29 protein-coding genes are annotated in these 15,913 nt (G+C 46.2%); 26 read left to right on the forward strand and 3 right to left on the reverse strand.

The annotated features are described in order from the left end of the window. The first annotated feature begins 82 nt into the window (after positions 1 to 82). A complete protein-coding gene (locus tag K0036_RS19550; RefSeq protein ID WP_310593078.1) occupies positions 83 to 256 on the forward strand; it encodes a helix-turn-helix transcriptional regulator in 174 nt (57 codons plus the stop codon). A gap of 339 nt (positions 257 to 595) precedes the next feature. Here K0036_RS19550 and K0036_RS07075 read toward each other — a convergent pair whose 3' ends face one another. After that, complete coding sequence (locus K0036_RS07075; RefSeq protein WP_009249692.1) at positions 596 to 967, reverse strand: helix-turn-helix domain-containing protein; 372 nt, start codon at positions 965 to 967, stop codon at positions 596 to 598. 127 nt (positions 968 to 1,094) lie between these two features. On the opposite strand from K0036_RS07075, the gene K0036_RS07080 reads away from it, so the two are divergent. After that, positions 1,095 to 1,259 carry a hypothetical protein gene (locus K0036_RS07080; protein ID WP_009249691.1) on the forward strand — a complete coding sequence of 55 codons (165 nt, stop codon included), beginning with the start codon at positions 1,095 to 1,097 and terminating at the stop codon, positions 1,257 to 1,259. Between the two features lie 120 nt (positions 1,260 to 1,379). Here the strand turns inward: K0036_RS07080 and K0036_RS07085 are convergent, their stop codons facing one another. After that, positions 1,380 to 1,817: a hypothetical protein gene (locus K0036_RS07085; protein ID WP_009249690.1), complete on the reverse strand. Its 438-nt coding sequence runs from the start codon at positions 1,815 to 1,817 to the stop codon at positions 1,380 to 1,382. Between the two features lie 432 nt (positions 1,818 to 2,249). Further along, positions 2,250 to 2,633 carry a DUF2513 domain-containing protein gene (locus tag K0036_RS07090; RefSeq protein ID WP_208061696.1) on the reverse strand — a complete coding sequence of 128 codons (384 nt, stop codon included), beginning with the start codon at positions 2,631 to 2,633 and terminating at the stop codon, positions 2,250 to 2,252. A 170-nt stretch (positions 2,634 to 2,803) separates the two neighbouring features. Here K0036_RS07090 and K0036_RS07095 point away from each other — a divergent pair, with 170 nt between their 5' ends. The 24 genes from K0036_RS07095 to K0036_RS07210 all read left to right on the forward strand — a co-directional run bounded on the left by K0036_RS07095 (position 2,804) and on the right by K0036_RS07210 (position 15,911). Next, on the forward strand, positions 2,804 to 2,941 hold the full coding sequence (locus K0036_RS07095) for a hypothetical protein (protein WP_009249686.1): 138 nt from the start codon (positions 2,804 to 2,806) through the stop codon (positions 2,939 to 2,941). A gap of 23 nt (positions 2,942 to 2,964) precedes the next feature. Further along, positions 2,965 to 3,126: a hypothetical protein gene (locus K0036_RS07100; RefSeq protein ID WP_009249685.1), complete on the forward strand. Its 162-nt coding sequence runs from the start codon at positions 2,965 to 2,967 to the stop codon at positions 3,124 to 3,126. Positions 3,127 to 3,143: 17 nt separating this feature from the next. Next, positions 3,144 to 3,368 carry a hypothetical protein gene (locus tag K0036_RS07105; protein ID WP_009249684.1) on the forward strand — a complete coding sequence of 75 codons (225 nt, stop codon included), beginning with the start codon at positions 3,144 to 3,146 and terminating at the stop codon, positions 3,366 to 3,368. Positions 3,369 to 3,375: 7 nt separating this feature from the next. Then, the gene (locus K0036_RS07110) at positions 3,376 to 3,621 is read left to right on the forward strand and encodes a hypothetical protein (protein ID WP_416390501.1); all 246 of its coding nucleotides are present in this window, start codon (positions 3,376 to 3,378) and stop codon (positions 3,619 to 3,621) included. 81 nt (positions 3,622 to 3,702) lie between these two features. After that, positions 3,703 to 4,197: a siphovirus Gp157 family protein gene (locus K0036_RS07115; RefSeq protein ID WP_009249682.1), complete on the forward strand. Its 495-nt coding sequence runs from the start codon at positions 3,703 to 3,705 to the stop codon at positions 4,195 to 4,197. 5 nt (positions 4,198 to 4,202) lie between these two features. Further along, positions 4,203 to 4,394, forward strand: a complete 192-nt coding sequence (locus K0036_RS07120) for a hypothetical protein (RefSeq protein ID WP_044942631.1) — start codon at positions 4,203 to 4,205, stop codon at positions 4,392 to 4,394. A 1-nt stretch (position 4,395) separates the two neighbouring features. Beyond that, on the forward strand, positions 4,396 to 4,995 hold the full coding sequence (locus K0036_RS07125) for a hypothetical protein (protein ID WP_009249680.1): 600 nt from the start codon (positions 4,396 to 4,398) through the stop codon (positions 4,993 to 4,995). Then, complete coding sequence (locus tag K0036_RS07130; protein ID WP_009249679.1) at positions 4,995 to 5,657, forward strand: AAA family ATPase; 663 nt, start codon at positions 4,995 to 4,997, stop codon at positions 5,655 to 5,657. The genes K0036_RS07125 and K0036_RS07130 overlap by 1 nt, the downstream gene beginning before the upstream one ends. Next, entirely contained in the window at positions 5,654 to 6,259 is a 606-nt protein-coding gene (locus tag K0036_RS07135; RefSeq protein ID WP_009249678.1) for a hypothetical protein, read from the forward strand. The genes K0036_RS07130 and K0036_RS07135 overlap by 4 nt, the downstream gene beginning before the upstream one ends. Continuing rightward, positions 6,237 to 6,839 (forward strand): CHC2 zinc finger domain-containing protein, encoded by a 603-nt coding sequence (locus tag K0036_RS07140; RefSeq protein ID WP_009249677.1) that lies wholly within the window; start codon positions 6,237 to 6,239, stop codon positions 6,837 to 6,839. The genes K0036_RS07135 and K0036_RS07140 overlap by 23 nt, the downstream gene beginning before the upstream one ends. Beyond that, a complete protein-coding gene (locus K0036_RS07145) occupies positions 6,784 to 8,697 on the forward strand; it encodes a DUF927 domain-containing protein (RefSeq protein ID WP_009249676.1) in 1,914 nt (637 codons plus the stop codon). The genes K0036_RS07140 and K0036_RS07145 overlap by 56 nt, the downstream gene beginning before the upstream one ends. Before the next feature lie 308 nt (positions 8,698 to 9,005). Next, the gene (locus K0036_RS07150; protein WP_009249675.1) at positions 9,006 to 9,224 is read left to right on the forward strand and encodes a hypothetical protein; all 219 of its coding nucleotides are present in this window, start codon (positions 9,006 to 9,008) and stop codon (positions 9,222 to 9,224) included. Then, positions 9,221 to 9,535: a hypothetical protein gene (locus K0036_RS07155; protein ID WP_009249674.1), complete on the forward strand. Its 315-nt coding sequence runs from the start codon at positions 9,221 to 9,223 to the stop codon at positions 9,533 to 9,535. Before K0036_RS07150 ends, K0036_RS07155 begins: the two co-directional genes overlap by 4 nt. A gap of 13 nt (positions 9,536 to 9,548) precedes the next feature. Continuing rightward, positions 9,549 to 9,980, forward strand: a complete 432-nt coding sequence (locus K0036_RS07160) for a hypothetical protein (RefSeq protein WP_009249673.1) — start codon at positions 9,549 to 9,551, stop codon at positions 9,978 to 9,980. Further along, positions 9,971 to 11,356 (forward strand): DEAD/DEAH box helicase, encoded by a 1,386-nt coding sequence (locus K0036_RS07165; protein WP_208062129.1) that lies wholly within the window; start codon positions 9,971 to 9,973, stop codon positions 11,354 to 11,356. The genes K0036_RS07160 and K0036_RS07165 overlap by 10 nt, the downstream gene beginning before the upstream one ends. After that, positions 11,349 to 11,579 carry a hypothetical protein gene (locus tag K0036_RS07170; RefSeq protein WP_009249671.1) on the forward strand — a complete coding sequence of 77 codons (231 nt, stop codon included), beginning with the start codon at positions 11,349 to 11,351 and terminating at the stop codon, positions 11,577 to 11,579. The genes K0036_RS07165 and K0036_RS07170 overlap by 8 nt, the downstream gene beginning before the upstream one ends. Positions 11,580 to 11,712: 133 nt before the next feature. Then, on the forward strand, positions 11,713 to 12,759 hold the full coding sequence (locus K0036_RS07175) for a tyrosine-type recombinase/integrase (RefSeq protein ID WP_009249670.1): 1,047 nt from the start codon (positions 11,713 to 11,715) through the stop codon (positions 12,757 to 12,759). A gap of 29 nt (positions 12,760 to 12,788) precedes the next feature. After that, the gene (locus K0036_RS07180) at positions 12,789 to 12,962 is read left to right on the forward strand and encodes a hypothetical protein (RefSeq protein WP_009249669.1); all 174 of its coding nucleotides are present in this window, start codon (positions 12,789 to 12,791) and stop codon (positions 12,960 to 12,962) included. Positions 12,963 to 12,981: 19 nt separating this feature from the next. Then, entirely contained in the window at positions 12,982 to 13,344 is a 363-nt protein-coding gene (locus tag K0036_RS07185) for a hypothetical protein (RefSeq protein WP_220431050.1), read from the forward strand. Positions 13,345 to 13,436: 92 nt separating this feature from the next. Further along, positions 13,437 to 13,832, forward strand: coding sequence for a hypothetical protein (locus K0036_RS07190; RefSeq protein ID WP_220431051.1), 396 nt, complete (start codon positions 13,437 to 13,439; stop codon positions 13,830 to 13,832). A 120-nt stretch (positions 13,833 to 13,952) separates the two neighbouring features. Beyond that, positions 13,953 to 14,759 (forward strand): DNA-methyltransferase, encoded by an 807-nt coding sequence (locus tag K0036_RS07195; RefSeq protein ID WP_220431052.1) that lies wholly within the window; start codon positions 13,953 to 13,955, stop codon positions 14,757 to 14,759. A 12-nt stretch (positions 14,760 to 14,771) separates the two neighbouring features. Beyond that, complete coding sequence (locus tag K0036_RS07200) at positions 14,772 to 15,269, forward strand: class I SAM-dependent methyltransferase (protein ID WP_220431053.1); 498 nt, start codon at positions 14,772 to 14,774, stop codon at positions 15,267 to 15,269. A gap of 47 nt (positions 15,270 to 15,316) precedes the next feature. Continuing rightward, the gene (locus K0036_RS07205) at positions 15,317 to 15,568 is read left to right on the forward strand and encodes a hypothetical protein (RefSeq protein WP_208062128.1); all 252 of its coding nucleotides are present in this window, start codon (positions 15,317 to 15,319) and stop codon (positions 15,566 to 15,568) included. Then, entirely contained in the window at positions 15,495 to 15,911 is a 417-nt protein-coding gene (locus K0036_RS07210) for a sigma factor-like helix-turn-helix DNA-binding protein (RefSeq protein WP_044942398.1), read from the forward strand. The genes K0036_RS07205 and K0036_RS07210 overlap by 74 nt, the downstream gene beginning before the upstream one ends. Positions 15,912 to 15,913 lie beyond the last annotated feature (2 nt).

The raw sequence follows: 15,913 nt of genomic DNA on the forward strand, positions 1-15,913 counted from the left end.
AAAATATATACCATAAATTACCAGTTATATCTAGATATCTATATTGTAGAATTAGTGTATGAAGATACTGCTGGACGAAATAATGTATAAGAAAAATCTAACTGTAAACCAGGTATCTCAGATGACCGGCATTCCACATACGACCATAGTGGACATTAAGAACGGTCATTCTAGCCCTCGAATGGATACCATGGAAAAAATAGCCAAAGGCCTTCATATCCATATCACAGACCTTTTTGATTCAGAATATAAATAAAGTGGTCGAGATCTCGACTGATTCCAAGCACTTCCAATAGATATACCCCAATTATGTGTTTATATAAGTAGGAGAGTGGAAAAGTTATCCACATACTTATCAACAAAAAAGTACAAACAAATGTTCGAAACCTTATTGAACATCCTCAGTCCCCGTGCTAATATATTTTCAAGGGTAGAACAAATGTTTGTGGTGCGGAGGTATTACATATGGAAAGCGATGAGTACAGAAAGCAAATTATTCAAATGGTTGGCCAAATTACAGATGACGTCATTCTGAGGCGTATTTATTTTATACTGGTTGTTATTGCGGGAACTGATTTTTAAATCGGTTCCTTTTTTAATCGATGCCTAAGCACGCTTTCATGAATTCCTCTATGTGCTGTAGTTTTTCAGGGGAAGCCTCTGCTATTGCATTAAGCATGTTGCGGGCAATCTGGTTTTCTGTGACGCTTAACTTTCCTAAATTAAGGGAGAATCTGTCATCTTCATTTACTTTAGTGAACATATTCTCGTCTCCACCTTCTCCGGTACGGAGCCAGACTTCATTTATGCCAAATTCTGAGCAGATTCTATTAATATGTATATCTTTGGGTTTTCGATCACCTGTTTCAAACATCGCAAGAGTAGATGCACCTATATCTATTTTTTTTGCGAATTCCCTCTGGCTTAATCCTAATTGCTTTCTTATTTTTTGGATTCGTTCGTTCATTATGAAACCTCCTTCTTGAAATTACTATATCATAAAAATGTTCACAATGCAAGCATGAAGTATTGACATGGTGCTTACATTGTGTTAATATATGCTTACAAAGCAAACTGAAAGTGAGGTGGAAATAATGAAAAAGGATATTGTTAAGGACATCAGACTTACTGATGATACGGTGGAGAATATCAAGATTATGGCCCCATACCTTGATGAAACATCGCAGAACCGCGTGTTTGGCATGATGCTTGAGGCGGTTAAGAATTTGGAATCTGATGCTGAAAAGAAGGCTGGATAGGGAGGGATGGGTGAAGCGTAAAGATATGACATCCGAAGAGGACAGAGCGTAATTACAAAGTTGCTGACAGGTGCGCAAATGTAGCAATAATAATTGGCGTACTGACAGTACTGATTAATATTACAGCGAACTTAGATAAGATATTATCATTCGGATATTATGTACTATCTTGTCTACATTGATTAAAAGCGTTGCTACAAAAGCTGAAATGGATATGATGATAGAAATATTAGCACGGAATTTGGCTGCTATAGACTTTTTCTCAGCCGATTTTGCAATTTCCAATGCTCTTGCCTGCGCAATGGAATCCATTAGGGAGAATCCCTTAAAAGTAACAAAGGATGTTCCTGTTTTTTGAACATGAGGAATACCATCTGCTGTTCTTCCAACAGCAGAGTAACCGCCGATTAGTTCATCTTTTACGCATTGATAAAATATTTCGTTGTACTCTTCAGGAGTGCATTCGGGGAATTCACTATAAGACAAATTTTGTTCGGATATTACATAGTTTAGTATTTTAACAACAACGTCTTCATATTCGGTTTTACTTTTTATCACTTAAGATGCCTCCTTGTTCACAGGCTCCTTTTAGTAAAAATACTAAATTTCTATACTTATAATAATTCTAAAAAAATTAAGAGTCAAGCGATATTACAGATAATGGAAAGCGAGGTGATATGAGGCTCCTTCTTATGTACTTGGAATTACAATTCCTGTACATAAATTATAAAAGATGGATGATTGAAAAGCAACAGTTTGATGATAGGAGTTATAGAAAGAAAGCAGGGCAGGTAGGGAAGGAGATGATGTAAGTGTTAACGGTGCTATTTGCAATTACGACAATTATATGTGCTTTGGGATGGCTTAAGAGGTATGTGTCGTGTGGAGCAATTATTTACTACATTCAAAAAAAGCAGTACATGCTTCCAAGTGATTCTGAACTGAAAGAATGTACTGACTTTGTAGTAAAAAATATGCTGAAAGATATTTTTAAGTAATTCCAAGTTCGCTTTTTATTATAAGTGTGAGAATGCCAGAGGCGACCTGTGAAATTGTTGATACAGAGTTTGAACCGACTTTTGATAATACGCCCTTGGTCTTAGACCAAACATTATCAGAGCGGATATCTGCTAGAAATTGATGTCCGGTATAAGTAATATCTCTTATTTTCAATATTAGTGTTCCGTGATTTGTTTCACGCTTAAGAACTTCAATAAAGCCGGCTTCATATAATTTTAGACATGAGTAGCGAAGGTCATCTTCATTATAAGAAGTAAGTTCATTGGATAGTTTGGAAAATGATAATGATTCGTCATACGGGATGTCTTCCATTACGAGAAGGATATCTCTCATACAGTCAGGGTTAAGTTTCATAATTGTATCTCCTTTCTATGTACTTGGCTGCTGCAATAGCCTGTAATTACAGTATAGGAGGTCTGAAAAAAATTATCAAGAAGAGATAGAGGGTTTAAATCATGCCAGATTATCGCAACAAGTACAAACCGTAAGGCATATACATATAGTGGAAAGAAGGGAGGGATCGTATGGCAGCGGATGCATCAGAAGCAAAGGACGCTGACATTGGGAAACAGGTCATGGATCTGCTGATCTTCCTGCTGGAGGATCAGACGGGAACGCCATACGAATATCGTCGGATTGATGATGAGGATAAAACCGCTTAGGCGGTAGAAGGGAGGACAAGCCTATGAGCGAAGAGGGGTACCGCAGGAAACTGATCCTGCATAAACGAAGAAAGCGGGACAGGCTTATAAAAATAGCGCTAGGAATACTGGCCGCGATGTTAGCAGGCCTAGGCGCAATTATAGTAGTGCTGATCTACTGCCGGATGGTGGGGCCGTTATTTTGAAGAAGGAGGAAATTAGGATGAAGCATTATAGGATATGCATACAGGCAGAGAGGCATGAGTTTGACTATCTCTGCAGCACGATCAGCGATGCATACGGCGCGGTCGAGGACGCGTCGATCGCATTTAATCTTAACCTCGACATGGATAGCATCATGCGCGTGCTGGTCGATATGGATCGAAGGAACCTTATTGAGACGGATCGGTATCACATCCGAATCCGCGTGGAAGATGGAGAAGTGTAGAAGGGAGGTGAGGAAGTTGACGAAGGAAAGATGGATGGACATCGGGCTTGGTATGGAGCCGCACCTGAAAGGGATCGCAAGGATCGCTTCGCTGGCTGGCATGGATATAGTAAGCATTGCGGCCACGGATGGCGGACATATATGGGCAACCCACATCGATGACGATGACGGAAGACATTATACCATTGACATCAGGCCAAACGGGATAACGGAACTGTCGATAGACAGAAAAGTGTTCTATACAAAAAATTAGAGCGCCTTCATAGGCCGGCAAGCCTCGGGCGCTCAAGAAATTTAACCAATTAAATTATAACAGATACGGAGGAAAATGCAAATGAATCTTTACGAACTAACAGAACAATACGATGAGGTAATGAGCCTGCTCTATGATAACGAGACGGACGAGCAGACGATTCTGGACACGCTGGAATCCATTGACGGCGAGATCGAGGACAAGGCTGACAATTACGCAAAGATCATCAAAAACATGCTGGGCGAGGCGGAAGCGGTCAAGAGGGAGAAGGACAGGCTGCAGGCAAGACAGCAGGCGCTGGAGAATCGTGCGAAGTGGCTGAAGGATACCCTGCAGGCGAACCTGGAATTTATCGGAAAGACCAAGTTTAAAACAGCACTGTTCAGTTTTTCCATATCCCAGAATGGAGGAAAGCAGCCGCTTGCCATTACGGAGAACATCGAAGAGATCCCAGGAAAGTACCTGATAGCACAGAAGCCCGTGCCAAACAAGGATGCGATCCGCGAACTGCTGCAGAGCAGGGAAGTCGAGTGGGCCAAACTCGAGCCGTATGGCACGCATCTTAATATCAGGTGATGGCCATGGAAGAAAAGAATATGGATGGGATCCCTCCATACCGCATGAACCAGATCGTGAAGACGGCCAGCGTGATAACGGAGCAGCTGGTCAATGGCCGGCATCTCTACCAGCCGACCTATCATGAATGCGAGATCTGCATAGAACTGGTGGCGGAGGCGATCCGAAAAAGCAAGAATGAATATAGGAGGAAATAGGATGTTTTTGAATAAGACGAAGTTAAAGCAATTGATCAAGAGCTCCTTCCGATGGGAAGGGCTCACGGTAGGGCGGGTCTATGAGGGCCTGGTCGTAGCCGGAGGAAGATGGATCACATGGACGGAGGATGGGTACATACCGAACTGGCTGAAGGCGGCCGTAATGGAATATACCGGGGAGCTGCCCAAGCAGGGATGCATGTTCAAGGCAAGGAAGGATGAGCCGATCCAGTATGAGATAGCGGAAAACAGCCTGTATGATCTGCCAGAAATGAAGCGAAAATGCAGATTTGCCTATACGGTCACGCCGGTCGTCATAAAAGACCAGCATTCCCAGATGCGGCTTCTGCAGCAGAATACGTCCGGAAGCATTCTGGCCGTGCCGGAAACCTGCTGCGAGATCATCGACCTGAGCGAGCTGGGAGATGAGAATGCGCCATCCGGACCGGCATCCGTAAGCGAATCCGGAGGCATCCTGCTGTATAAAAACGAGCATTCAGCATATGCATTTACACCGCTTGACGGGGTTAGGGATGATACAAGAGAAATCATGGATGCTGTTTTCGCGATTAATTTCAGCAGAATGGGGGAGGGGAAATAATGGCAATACCAGTTCTAATTATAGGAAAATCCGGAAGCGGAAAATCCGCAAGCATGAAGCGTTGCGTTGGAAAAGACTTTAATCTGGTCCGCGTGCTGAATAAGCCGCTCCCTTTCAGGGGGAAGATCAATGGCTGGATAACGGATGACTATCAGATCGTGTATAAGGCACTGAAGTCGGCGCCGGCAAAGTCGGTTATTATTGACGATGCAGGCTATCTTATTACGAATTACTTTATGAAGAACCATAGCACAAAGGGGAAGGGAAATGATGTTTTCGGGCTCTATAATACCCTTGGAGACAATTTTTGGGGCCTGATCCAGTACATTATCAATGAGATGCCAGCGGATAAGATCGTCTATGTCATCATGCATGAGGATACGGACGACTACGGAAACGTGAAGGCAAAGACGATCGGGAAACTGCTGGACGAGAAGATATGCCTGGAAGGGATGTTTACGATTGTGCTAAGAAGTGTAAACAATCTTACAGAACATAAATTTATCACCCAGTCAGATGGCGGTGCGATCAGCAAGTCTCCGGAAGGGATGTTCGAGGATCTGGAGATACCCAATGATCTTCTTTATGTAGACAATAGAATCAGGGAGTATTACGGCATACAAAATTCAAAGAATCAAGAAAGAGAGGATGAGACATTATGATAGCAAAGCCACAGGGATACGATGAAGCACAGGCATTTACGGGGGAGTTTGCGTCTCTTCCGGCTGGATGCTACATATGCATTATCAAGCAGGTGAGCATGGTGCAGAGCCAGAAGGGGCGCGACCAGATTGCCGTCCTGTTTGATATCGCAGAAGGAGAGCAGAAAGGATTCTATGACAGGCAGTTCAAGGCGGCAAGGCTCCAGGATCCTGAAGCAAAATGGAAAGGCGTACATAAGCAGATTATGGATGGATCTAGTCTTCCATTCTTCAAGGGGATGATGACCAGCATTGAAAGATCAAATCCGGGATTTTCCTTCCCATGGGGCCAGAAGGATAACGAAAAGACTCTGGTAGGCAAAAAATTTGGCGCAATTATGGGAAGGGAAGAATTCCTTACGTCTGGAGGGGAAAAGCGCATGGCAACCAAGATAGCGCAGATCCGCAGCATAGACGGCCTGAAGGACGCAAAGGTGCCGGAGGACAAGCTGCTCGGGGATGATGCAGGAGCCGCCAGCACGCCCTCGCAGTATGGACCGGCAGACGAGAACGGATTCATGAATATTCCGGATGGCATCGATGAAGAACTGCCATTTATGTAGGGAGGACTACGAGGAGGTAAAACAGGCATTAAGCATGAAAAAGGTGGCCGAATTTTACGGGCTCCAGACAAACCGGCAGGGGTTCTGCCTCTGCCCCTTTCATGCGGACAGCCATCCCAGCATGAAGATCTACCAGCATGACAAGGGATATTTCTGCTTTACCTGCCACGAAGGCGGCGATGTGGTGAAATTTGTGGGAAGGCTTTTCGGCCTGACCAATGAAGAGGCATGCAAGAAACTGATCGAGGACTTTTCCCTGCCTGTAAAGACGGAAGGGCTTTCCTACCGAGAGAAGAGGGAGCGTCAGGAGCGGCAGGAAAGATACAGGGAACTCCAGAAGTTCAAGGCGATGGCAATGGCGATCCTGAAGGGCTACTGGATGCTTCTCTGCGAGGCGGCGAACGATTTCGCGTCCCCGCATTTCGAGGAGGCGCTACAGGAACTGTCCATTGTGGAATACAGGATGGACTGCCTGGAGAAATGCCCGGAAAAGTACTACGCAGACAGGAAGGCGGTGAGAAGACTTGGAGAAATCAAAAGACGAATTGCTGGATGGAATGATGGAGCTTACTCCCGCTGACCCGTTCCCAGATGAAGTTTTTTATAAGATTTTTGAGATAGAGGATATCGTAGAGCGGACAAGGTATATCGAAGGGATGAAAACCAGAGCCAGGCAATTGAAGCGGATCAGCGAGTTTAACTCGACATTAAAGGCCTTCTTCCAAGACTATGCGCAGAAGATGAAGGAAACCGGAAATAAGACCGCCTTTACCGGCCAGCCGGTAGAATTGGAGTGCGGGCAGTGGAGGGCGAATGATCTGGGCGTAACCATGCAGCGTTTTGACAATAAGGGGATGCCGGTTATTGTCAATGCCTGCACGCATCCGATTCTGCCGATGGAGATTTTGAAAAATGTCGATACTGGGGATGAGCGGATCCGCCTGTCCTATTTTAAGTATGGGACATGGAACCAGGTTACGGTTGGACGTGATGTGTGCGCAGATAACAACTCCATTGTAAAGGTATTGAGCAAGATCGGTATCGAGGTTACCACGGAGAATGCCAAGAGCCTTGTGAAGTATATCAGTGACTGTGTGGGATATAATCCAGCAAAATTAAGCCCTAAACGGTCAATTAACCGGCTTGGCTGGGCTGGCAATGAGTTCATGCCCTATGCTCAGGATATTGTCTATGATGGCGATGAAGAGTTTGATTCTATTTATCATAACATTGGACAGGGTGGAGATTATGAGATTTGGAAAGAGCATTGCGGCGCCTTAAGAAAAAACAAGATTATCCGTCTTGCATTCGCGGCCAGTGCAGCCAGCGTGGTGATAAGCCTGGTGAATGCCCTGCCATTTGTTTTTCACATTTGGAGCGGGGAATCTGGCACGGGAAAAACCGTGGCTATCATGGCGGCTATGTCCATCTGGGGCAATCCCAAGATGGGCGGGCTGGTCAAGACCATGGACGTCACCCAGTACTATCTGACGAAGTCAGCGGCGTTCCTGCACTCAATCCCATTTGCTGGAGACGAGCTGCAGACCATCAAGGATCGCTGGACAACCAACTTTGACAAGCTGATCTACAGGGTAACGGAAGGAATCATGCGCGGGCAGGGAAAAGCGTCTGGCGGCGTAAAGGAGACCATGACATGGAGCAACAGCTTCCTGTTTACGGGCGAGGAGCCCATCACGAAGCAGAACAGCCGGGCAGGATCAAAGAACCGGGTAATAGAGATTGAAGTAGAAGAAAATCTGATCGAGGATGGAAATCATACCGTATCTGTCCTTACAGCGAATTACGGCCATGCCGGAAAAATTCTGGTAGAGTACCTGCAGAATACGGAGGCGAAGAAACTCAGGGAGGAGTATAAGCGTTATTTTGACGCCATGTGCAACCTGGATACGACGGAAAAGCAGGCGATGGCGATGGCGTGCATCCTTCTGGCAGATCGAATTCTGACAGAAGTGATTTTTACCGATGAGGAGCCGTTAAGGATCAAGGATATTAAAACATACCTGCGAAGCGCAAATGAAGTGGATGTAGCGGAACGGTCCTATCAGGCAGTGCTGAACTGGATTGCCAAGAACCCGGTGCGGTTCCAGAACCCGAATGGGACAGACTCCCTGAATAAGGGAGAGGTCTGGGGCAGGATCGATGAGGATGAGGAGCATCAGGAAAAGCCTCCAGTAGCCGTGATCAATAAGGATGTGCTGTGCGAGTTTCTGGAAAAGGCGGGATTCGATTATGCGGCTGTCAGCAAGAAATGGGAGGCAAAGGACCGGATCCAGCGCAACTCGCAGGGGAAATACATCCACAATACAAGGGTGTATGGAATCAAGGCAAACTATATCAAGCTGAATATGGAGCCAGGAGCAGATGAGGAAGGCTTCATGGATATCGAGGAGGAGCAGGCGAGGCTTCCATTCGACTAAAAATGTCTAACCTTTTAGAAATTATCATTTTGGTTAGACAAAAGGTTAGACATAAGATTGGCTTAAACACGCGGTTTATAATATACAGTCTAACCATCTAACCTGTCTAACCATGATTCATATATCGTAACGCGCGTAAAAATCATAGTGAATTTTTTTCTTTAAAAATCTGTGGTTATGGTACAGAAATTTAGGGTAGACGGTTAGACATGGCGATTTTACGGGCTTTTCAGGGTGCAAACCGGGAAAAAACAGGGTAGACATTTTCGGAAAAAGGTTAGACAACGGGATCATAGGAGGAAAAACGAATGGCAGATATGGAATTTTTAAGAAGGCTCCTTACAGATGCGGAGCTGGAACTGAAATATATGGAGATGTACCAGGAAGAGACGGAGAGGGCCAGGAAGGATAATGCAGGGTATGCAAGACTCTGGGACATGAGAGCTCCTTCCAGGCAGCGGATCAGGGACGATCTCAGAATGATCCGCAGGGTGACCATGGATATAGAGAGGGGACTGGGCAGATGAGGCACTACGGATATCTGGAACGGATCCGGCATCCGGAACGGGAATGGTTCAGCTTCCTTGGCGGCGATGACCTGACGGTAATCATTCACAAGGACGCAGGGCAGAAGCAATTATTTTTCCCAGACTGGCAGTCGTGCGATAACGGGGATGGAATGCTGACGCTTGATTCCATCAGAAAGCAGGTAGAGGACATGCATGGAAGGGCGATAATCGTAGTCATGGCGGAAAACCCTTTGAACGGGTATGTATACCGATATGGGAACTATGGAGATTTCTGGGTACAGATCGGAAGCGTCAGAGGATATGCGTAAGGAGGAATTGAATATGAGTAACAAAAGCAATGGAACAGCATTCGAGAGGGAATTTGCCCAGATGCTTTCGGAGCATGGATTCTGGGCGCATTGCCTGAAAGACAATCAGAACGGGCAGCCATTCGATGTGATCGCGGCAAGAAATGGAATTACTTATGTATTTGACTGCAAGGACTGCCAAGGCGGATCCTTCAGGCTGAGCAGGATAGAGGAGAACCAGCACAATGCGATGTCATTATGGAGCAGCACAGGGAACCGTCCGGGACTCTTCGCGATTAGGATGCAGGGCATGGTCATTCTGGTGCCTTACCGCATGCTTGCAATCATGATGGAGAGCGGGACGAAGCAGGCGACCAGAATCGAATTAATGCGCTGCGGGAGGCTTTTCGAACGATGGATCGAGCATCGGAACCGCCTTGATAGGAAGGTGACGGGATGCAGGTAACAATCAGCAATGAGATATATATCCGCGACCCATCCCCTGAAGTTGTTCAATGGGCCCGGGAAAATCTGATCATCCCAAATCCCGAGTATGCGAAGAAGCAGCGCATGGGACTATGGACCGGAAGCACTGAGAAGCAGCTGCACCTGTTTTATGTGGATGGCGACAAGATCGCCCTTCCATGCGGAACGGGGAAGCAGATCCGGAAACTTCTGTCCGGAGCAGAATTTCATCAGGACCTGGCTGACAATGGAGAATTGGAGTTTCCTGGAAGCGTGCCGCTGTATGAATATCAGGAGGAGGCGGTAAGCGCCATGAAAAAGGCTGGATGCGGGATACTGCAAAGCCCGTGCGGATCCGGCAAGACACAGATGGGCATCGCGCTGGCGGCAAGGCTGCAGCGGAAGACATTGTGGCTGACGCACACGCAGGATCTGCTGTGCCAGTCCTATGACAGGGCGAGGGAATACTTTCCGGACGAAATCCTGGGGAAGATAACAGACGGAAAAGTTCACATTGGCAGCCACCTGACATTCGCTACCGTGCAGACCCTCAGCAAGCAGGATCTGACGAAATACAAGTACGCTTGGGATGCAGTGATCGTTGACGAGTGCCACCGGGTGTCCGGGACGCCGGCAAGCATGAAGATGTTTTACCGGGTGATCAGCAGCCTGGCATCCAGATATAAGTACGGCCTGAGTGCCACGGTGCATCGCGCGGACGGGCTGATCAAGAGCACGTTTGCAGCGCTTGGCGATGTGCAGTATCAGGTGCCGGATGAGGTGGTCGCAGAAAAGACCATGCAGGTCAATGTCCTGCGGCGCGATACTGGGATCAAGGTCAGCAGGGTGTGTCTGGATACGGACGGGACGCTGGTATACAGCAAGCTGATCAATTACCTGACAGGAAGCCAGGATAGATGCCTCGTGATCGCAGAGGACCTGAAATCAAACCGGGATCATTTCAACCTGATCCTATCTGACCGTCTGGAGCACCTACATAGCCTGCAGAACATGCTTCCGGAGGACCTGCGGAGGCAAAGCGTGATGATTGATGGGAAAATGACGAGCAAGAAAGCAAAAGCGGAACGGGAGCAGGCCATAGAAGACATGCGATCCGGGAAGAAGCACTTCCTGCTCGCCACCTACAGCCTGGCAAAGGAGGGGCTGGATATTCCAAGGCTGGACCGCCTGTACCTCACTACCCCTAAGAAAGACTATGCGGTGGTGACGCAGAGCATCGGCCGGATCGCCAGGACATTTGAAGGGAAGGATCAGCCAGTCTGCTATGATTACGTGGACCAGATTGGATTTTGCGAGAATCAATATAAGAGGCGTAAAACCAGTTATAGGAAAGCGAGGTGCAGGATTATTGAATGATGCGGACATGATCCAGCAGAAAGTGAGAGGGATCTATAATGACTGCTGGGGATCTTATAAGCAGTACCTGAACGATCATGATATGGGGGAATTCAACAAGCGTGTAACAGCGTTGAAGGAAAAATACGGAAACGACGAGTTTCTGATTGGTATCCTGTATGCATTTGCGCCGATCATCAATACATTGCATGCGGAATACCTGATGGGAATTTCAAGGAGATAGTAGTAATTGGGTGAGTATACATGAGAGCAAAAAACAAGCAGCAGACCGTCCGGCAAGACTAGAATCTGCTGCAATTCCCTAAAAAGAGTATAGCATATATCCTCTTTTGGGGCAATACGAAGGAGGAAAAATCATGTATACAGAGAGTGTAGATATTAAGAGCAGCGTGATTAACAATGTGCTGATGCAGATGAGCGTGTATATTGAAAAGGCGGCAATAGACGTGCTGCAGCGCATTCTAGAAGAACAGTTCGTCTTTTTGAATATGGAGCAGATTACTACCCTGCCCTCGGAAATAAGCGAGACTGCAGAGGAGAAGAACCGATATCTGATCGAGCTGTTTAAGATCAAGAAGAGGAACCTGTCACCGCGGACCATGGAGCAGTACCTAAGAGCGGTCGGAAGCCTTGCGGCGGTCATAGACAAGCCATTGACAGATGTCGACCAGGTAGACATAGACTATTACTTGCGATGGTACCAGCAGCGCAATGTCTGCAATAATGGACTTCAGAACCAGGCATCCACCTGCAACAACGAGCGTAGATACCTGAGCGCGTTTTTTACATGGTTGCGCAAAGAACGGTTTGTATCCTGCAATCCGGTGGAGGCGGTGGAGCCGCTGAAGGAGGCCCGCAAGCCAATCGACTACTTCCGCCCATCGCAACTAGAGGAACTAAGGGACGGATGCAGGACGGAAAGGGACAGGGCACTGGTCGAGGTGCTGCGCAGCACGGGGGCGCGCGTAGGAGAAGTGGTCCAGATCAATACGGCGGACATCGACTGGCAGACGGGAGACATCCTGATCAGAGGGGAGAAGGGCGGCAGATACAGGACCATATATCTTGACGAGCCAGCGAGATATTACCTGCAGAAGTACATTGCGGGGCGAACTGACGGCAGCGAGGCCTTATTTGTTGCCTGCAGGGCGCCATATGGACGCCTGCACAACAGCGGGATACGCGCCAGCCTCAAGCAGATAGCCAAGAGGGCTGGAATGCAGTGCCGCGTATATCCGCACAAGCTGCGAAAGACGCTTGGCATGAACCTGAAGAACTCGGGGGTAGACCTTGGCTGCATCCAGGAGATCCTCGGGCATGGGAACCCGGGCGTGACGGCAAGATACTACGCGGAATCGACGCCTGACACGCTGCGGAGCGTCAGGAAGCGAGTGGCCGCGTGATTAACTAGGAGTTAGGAGGAAAATACAATATGGCAGAAAGAACACCAGATAAACAAGGGTTAGAGTCTGTTATCAAGGTTATAGAACAAGTATGCGAGGATATCTGCGATAACTATTGCATGTATAGGGACACGGCAGATGAGGAAGGTCTGTGTGATGTTACCCGGAATGACGGGAGATGTCCACTTGATAGACTGAATTAGCATTTAGTGGAGGTATGGGATGAGCAATGTTTTGAAAAGAATGAAAAAGAGGATTGCAAGGCAGGAAAAAGAACTGCAAGAAGAACTGCAAGAAGAGGAAAAGCAAAAATCTGATGAAATACTTGTACATGGAGTAATGAAATACAGGTGTGAATCATGTGGGCATAAATGGCTGATGTTTCTGGAAAAAGGTATAGAAGAGTTTGGAGAGGATCATAAGCCGTCACCGTTCGTAATTCGTTGTAAGTGCGGCGGGATGGCGAGAGATATATCCGGGAAAATGGGATTCGCAGGAGGTGGGTATTATCCGCTACCAGACGGAGCAAGTTATTTTGCAAATCGAAAAGATTCGGATTGCGGAGTGCCGATTTTAAAAGATTAAACTGAGATTATATTTTAAAAGTGATACTGGCGAATGTGCTGGAGCGGTACTATCGACACAGCATATATAACATTAGCAGTTAGGAGGAAAACATGAAAAGATATACCAAAAAAGAGGTTTTCATTGAAGATGGGAAAACGTTTGTGCTGTGCAATGCACATGAGGAGGATTGTGATGGTAGTTGCTTGTATAAAGGGTGTGAGTGGGGTAGAAAATCGCTATTGCGATTGAGGGAATATGAAAACACTGGAATAACGCCGAAGCAGATCTTAGAGATGGATAGATTGTATACGAAGAAATGCCAGGAACTGGCAGAATGCAGGAAGAAGATATCAGAGATATTGAAAGAGATTGAGGAAATTGGGAATATTCAATTTTCAAATTACACAAAGCCACTAATAGCCGTGGAAGATGTAATAAGGATTATCCATTCTCACAAGGAAAACAATGAGCGGATTCCGGGATCTGAAAAGCCGTCACAGAGATAGGATTTAGTAGAGATTTTAGAAAGGAGCAGGAGATTTGTGCGCACAGAAAATCATGATTTGCTCCGATAAAAAATGGAACAGAGGAAGAAAAGAATCAAATGTGAACTGTATAGGGATTCTATGCAGAATTATAAAAAATATGCAATACCGCCAGCGCAGTTAATTATTGCAGACGTGCCATATAACGTTGGAAATAATTTCTATGGGAGCAATCCTATGTGGTATAACGGCGGAGATAACAAAAATGGAGAAAGTAAACTTGCTGGAAAGGCAGCCTTTAATTCAGATTTTAACTTTAACCTGTATGAATATTTTCATTTTTGTTCAAAAATGCTCAAGAAAGATGATACGAAACCAGTTGCTAGAGGGCGTAGCAGTAATTCCCCTTGCATGATTGTTTTTTGTGGCTTTGAACAGATACAAACACTTATAAATGCAGCTGCTAAACATGGGTTTATTCATTACATACCGCTTGTATTTTGTAAAAATTACAGTCCACAAGTGTTAAAAGCAAATATGCGAGTTGTAGGAGCCACAGAATATGCCTTATTGCTTTATCGTGACCGCTTGCCGAAGTTTAGAAATGGAGTACAGACAGATGAAAACGGTAAAACAATTCCAGGAACAGGGCATATGGTTTTTAACTGGTTCACATGGGAACGTGATGGAAAAGAGATTCCCAAAATTCATCCGGCGCAAAAGCCTGTAAAAGTTCTGAAAAGGCTGATTGAAATATTTACAGATCCGGGAGACGTAGTGATTGATCCGTGTTGTGGAAGCGGCTCAACGTTAAGAGCGGCAGCAGAACTAGGTCGGAGTGCTTTTGGTTTTGAAATTGATAGGAATTTTTATACGAGAGCAAAAGAGGAAATGCTTATATTTGAGAAAGATAATCAGATGTCGATATTTGACTATACTGAGATTTAAGGAGGGCTAAAGGTGGAAGGGAAAAAAATACTAGATGTCACATGCGGATCCAGGACAATCTGGTTTAACAAGAATAATCCTGCCGCACTATACTGCGATAAAAGAAAAGAAGAAGTATATGGCATTTGGAAATCAGGATCCGGAGAATCAGAGCGAAGTTGTTTAATAGACCCAGATATTCAATGCGATTTTACGAATCTTCCGTTTGATAATGATACATTTTCACTCGTGGTCTTCGATCCACCCCACCTCAAATATGTCGGGGCAACCGCTTGGATGGCAAAGAAGTATGGGAGAGTCGGAGAGGGATGGCAGCGAATGCTACATGATGGATTCAAGGAATGTATGAGAGTATTAAAACCGGATGGAGTTTTGATTTTTAAGTGGTCAGAATATGATATTCTGGCAGCCGAGGTTTGGAAGGCGATAGGAAGGAAACCGTTATTCGGACACCATAGCGGCAAAAAGTCAAAAACATTCTGGGGATGCTATATGAAAGGGACTGAGTAACTATATGGGCATTTAGCGAAACAAACGAAGGAAATGGAGATGATAGATTGAAGGATCGGAAAATGGACAGGGATCCCGGGGAGAAGGCGAGGGAATGGATGCGCCGGCCGGCCTATGCCCCTGGGGAGTTATCCTTCCAGGCAAGGCGCCTGATCCGGCACCAGGGCAGGCAGATGGAGCACAAAGATGTGGAACAATACTTGAGAGATAGGGGAGTGACCGGGCTTGGACAAAAGAACATTGAGGCAGTACAGACCGCTTCTGAAAGAGATAGAGTTACTGAGCAAAAAACTGGATAAGCTGCAGGAACGGGCGTATAATGTGCCGGAGGTATTGGGGAAAGTGACCGGGTCCAGCAAGGATTTCCCTTACACAGAGGAGCACATCACTGTCAGGATGGATGAGCCGAAGGAGTCAGACGAGATCAGAAGCATGATGCGGATCAATGAGAGGCGCCTTGATAAGGCAGAAGCAGCCAGGCTTGAGATCGAACAGTTTATAGCCGCTATTCCCGACAGCACAGACCGGCAGATCTTCGAACTGTCATTCCTGGAAGGGAAGAAGCAGAGAGAGGTTGCGGATGTTGTGGGATACAGCAGGGGAAGGGTATCGCAGATAATTAGTAAATACGTAAAGGATTAACA

Origin of the sequence: [Clostridium] scindens, assembly GCF_019597925.1 — a bacterium.
GTDB lineage: Bacteria > Bacillota > Clostridia > Lachnospirales > Lachnospiraceae > Clostridium_AP.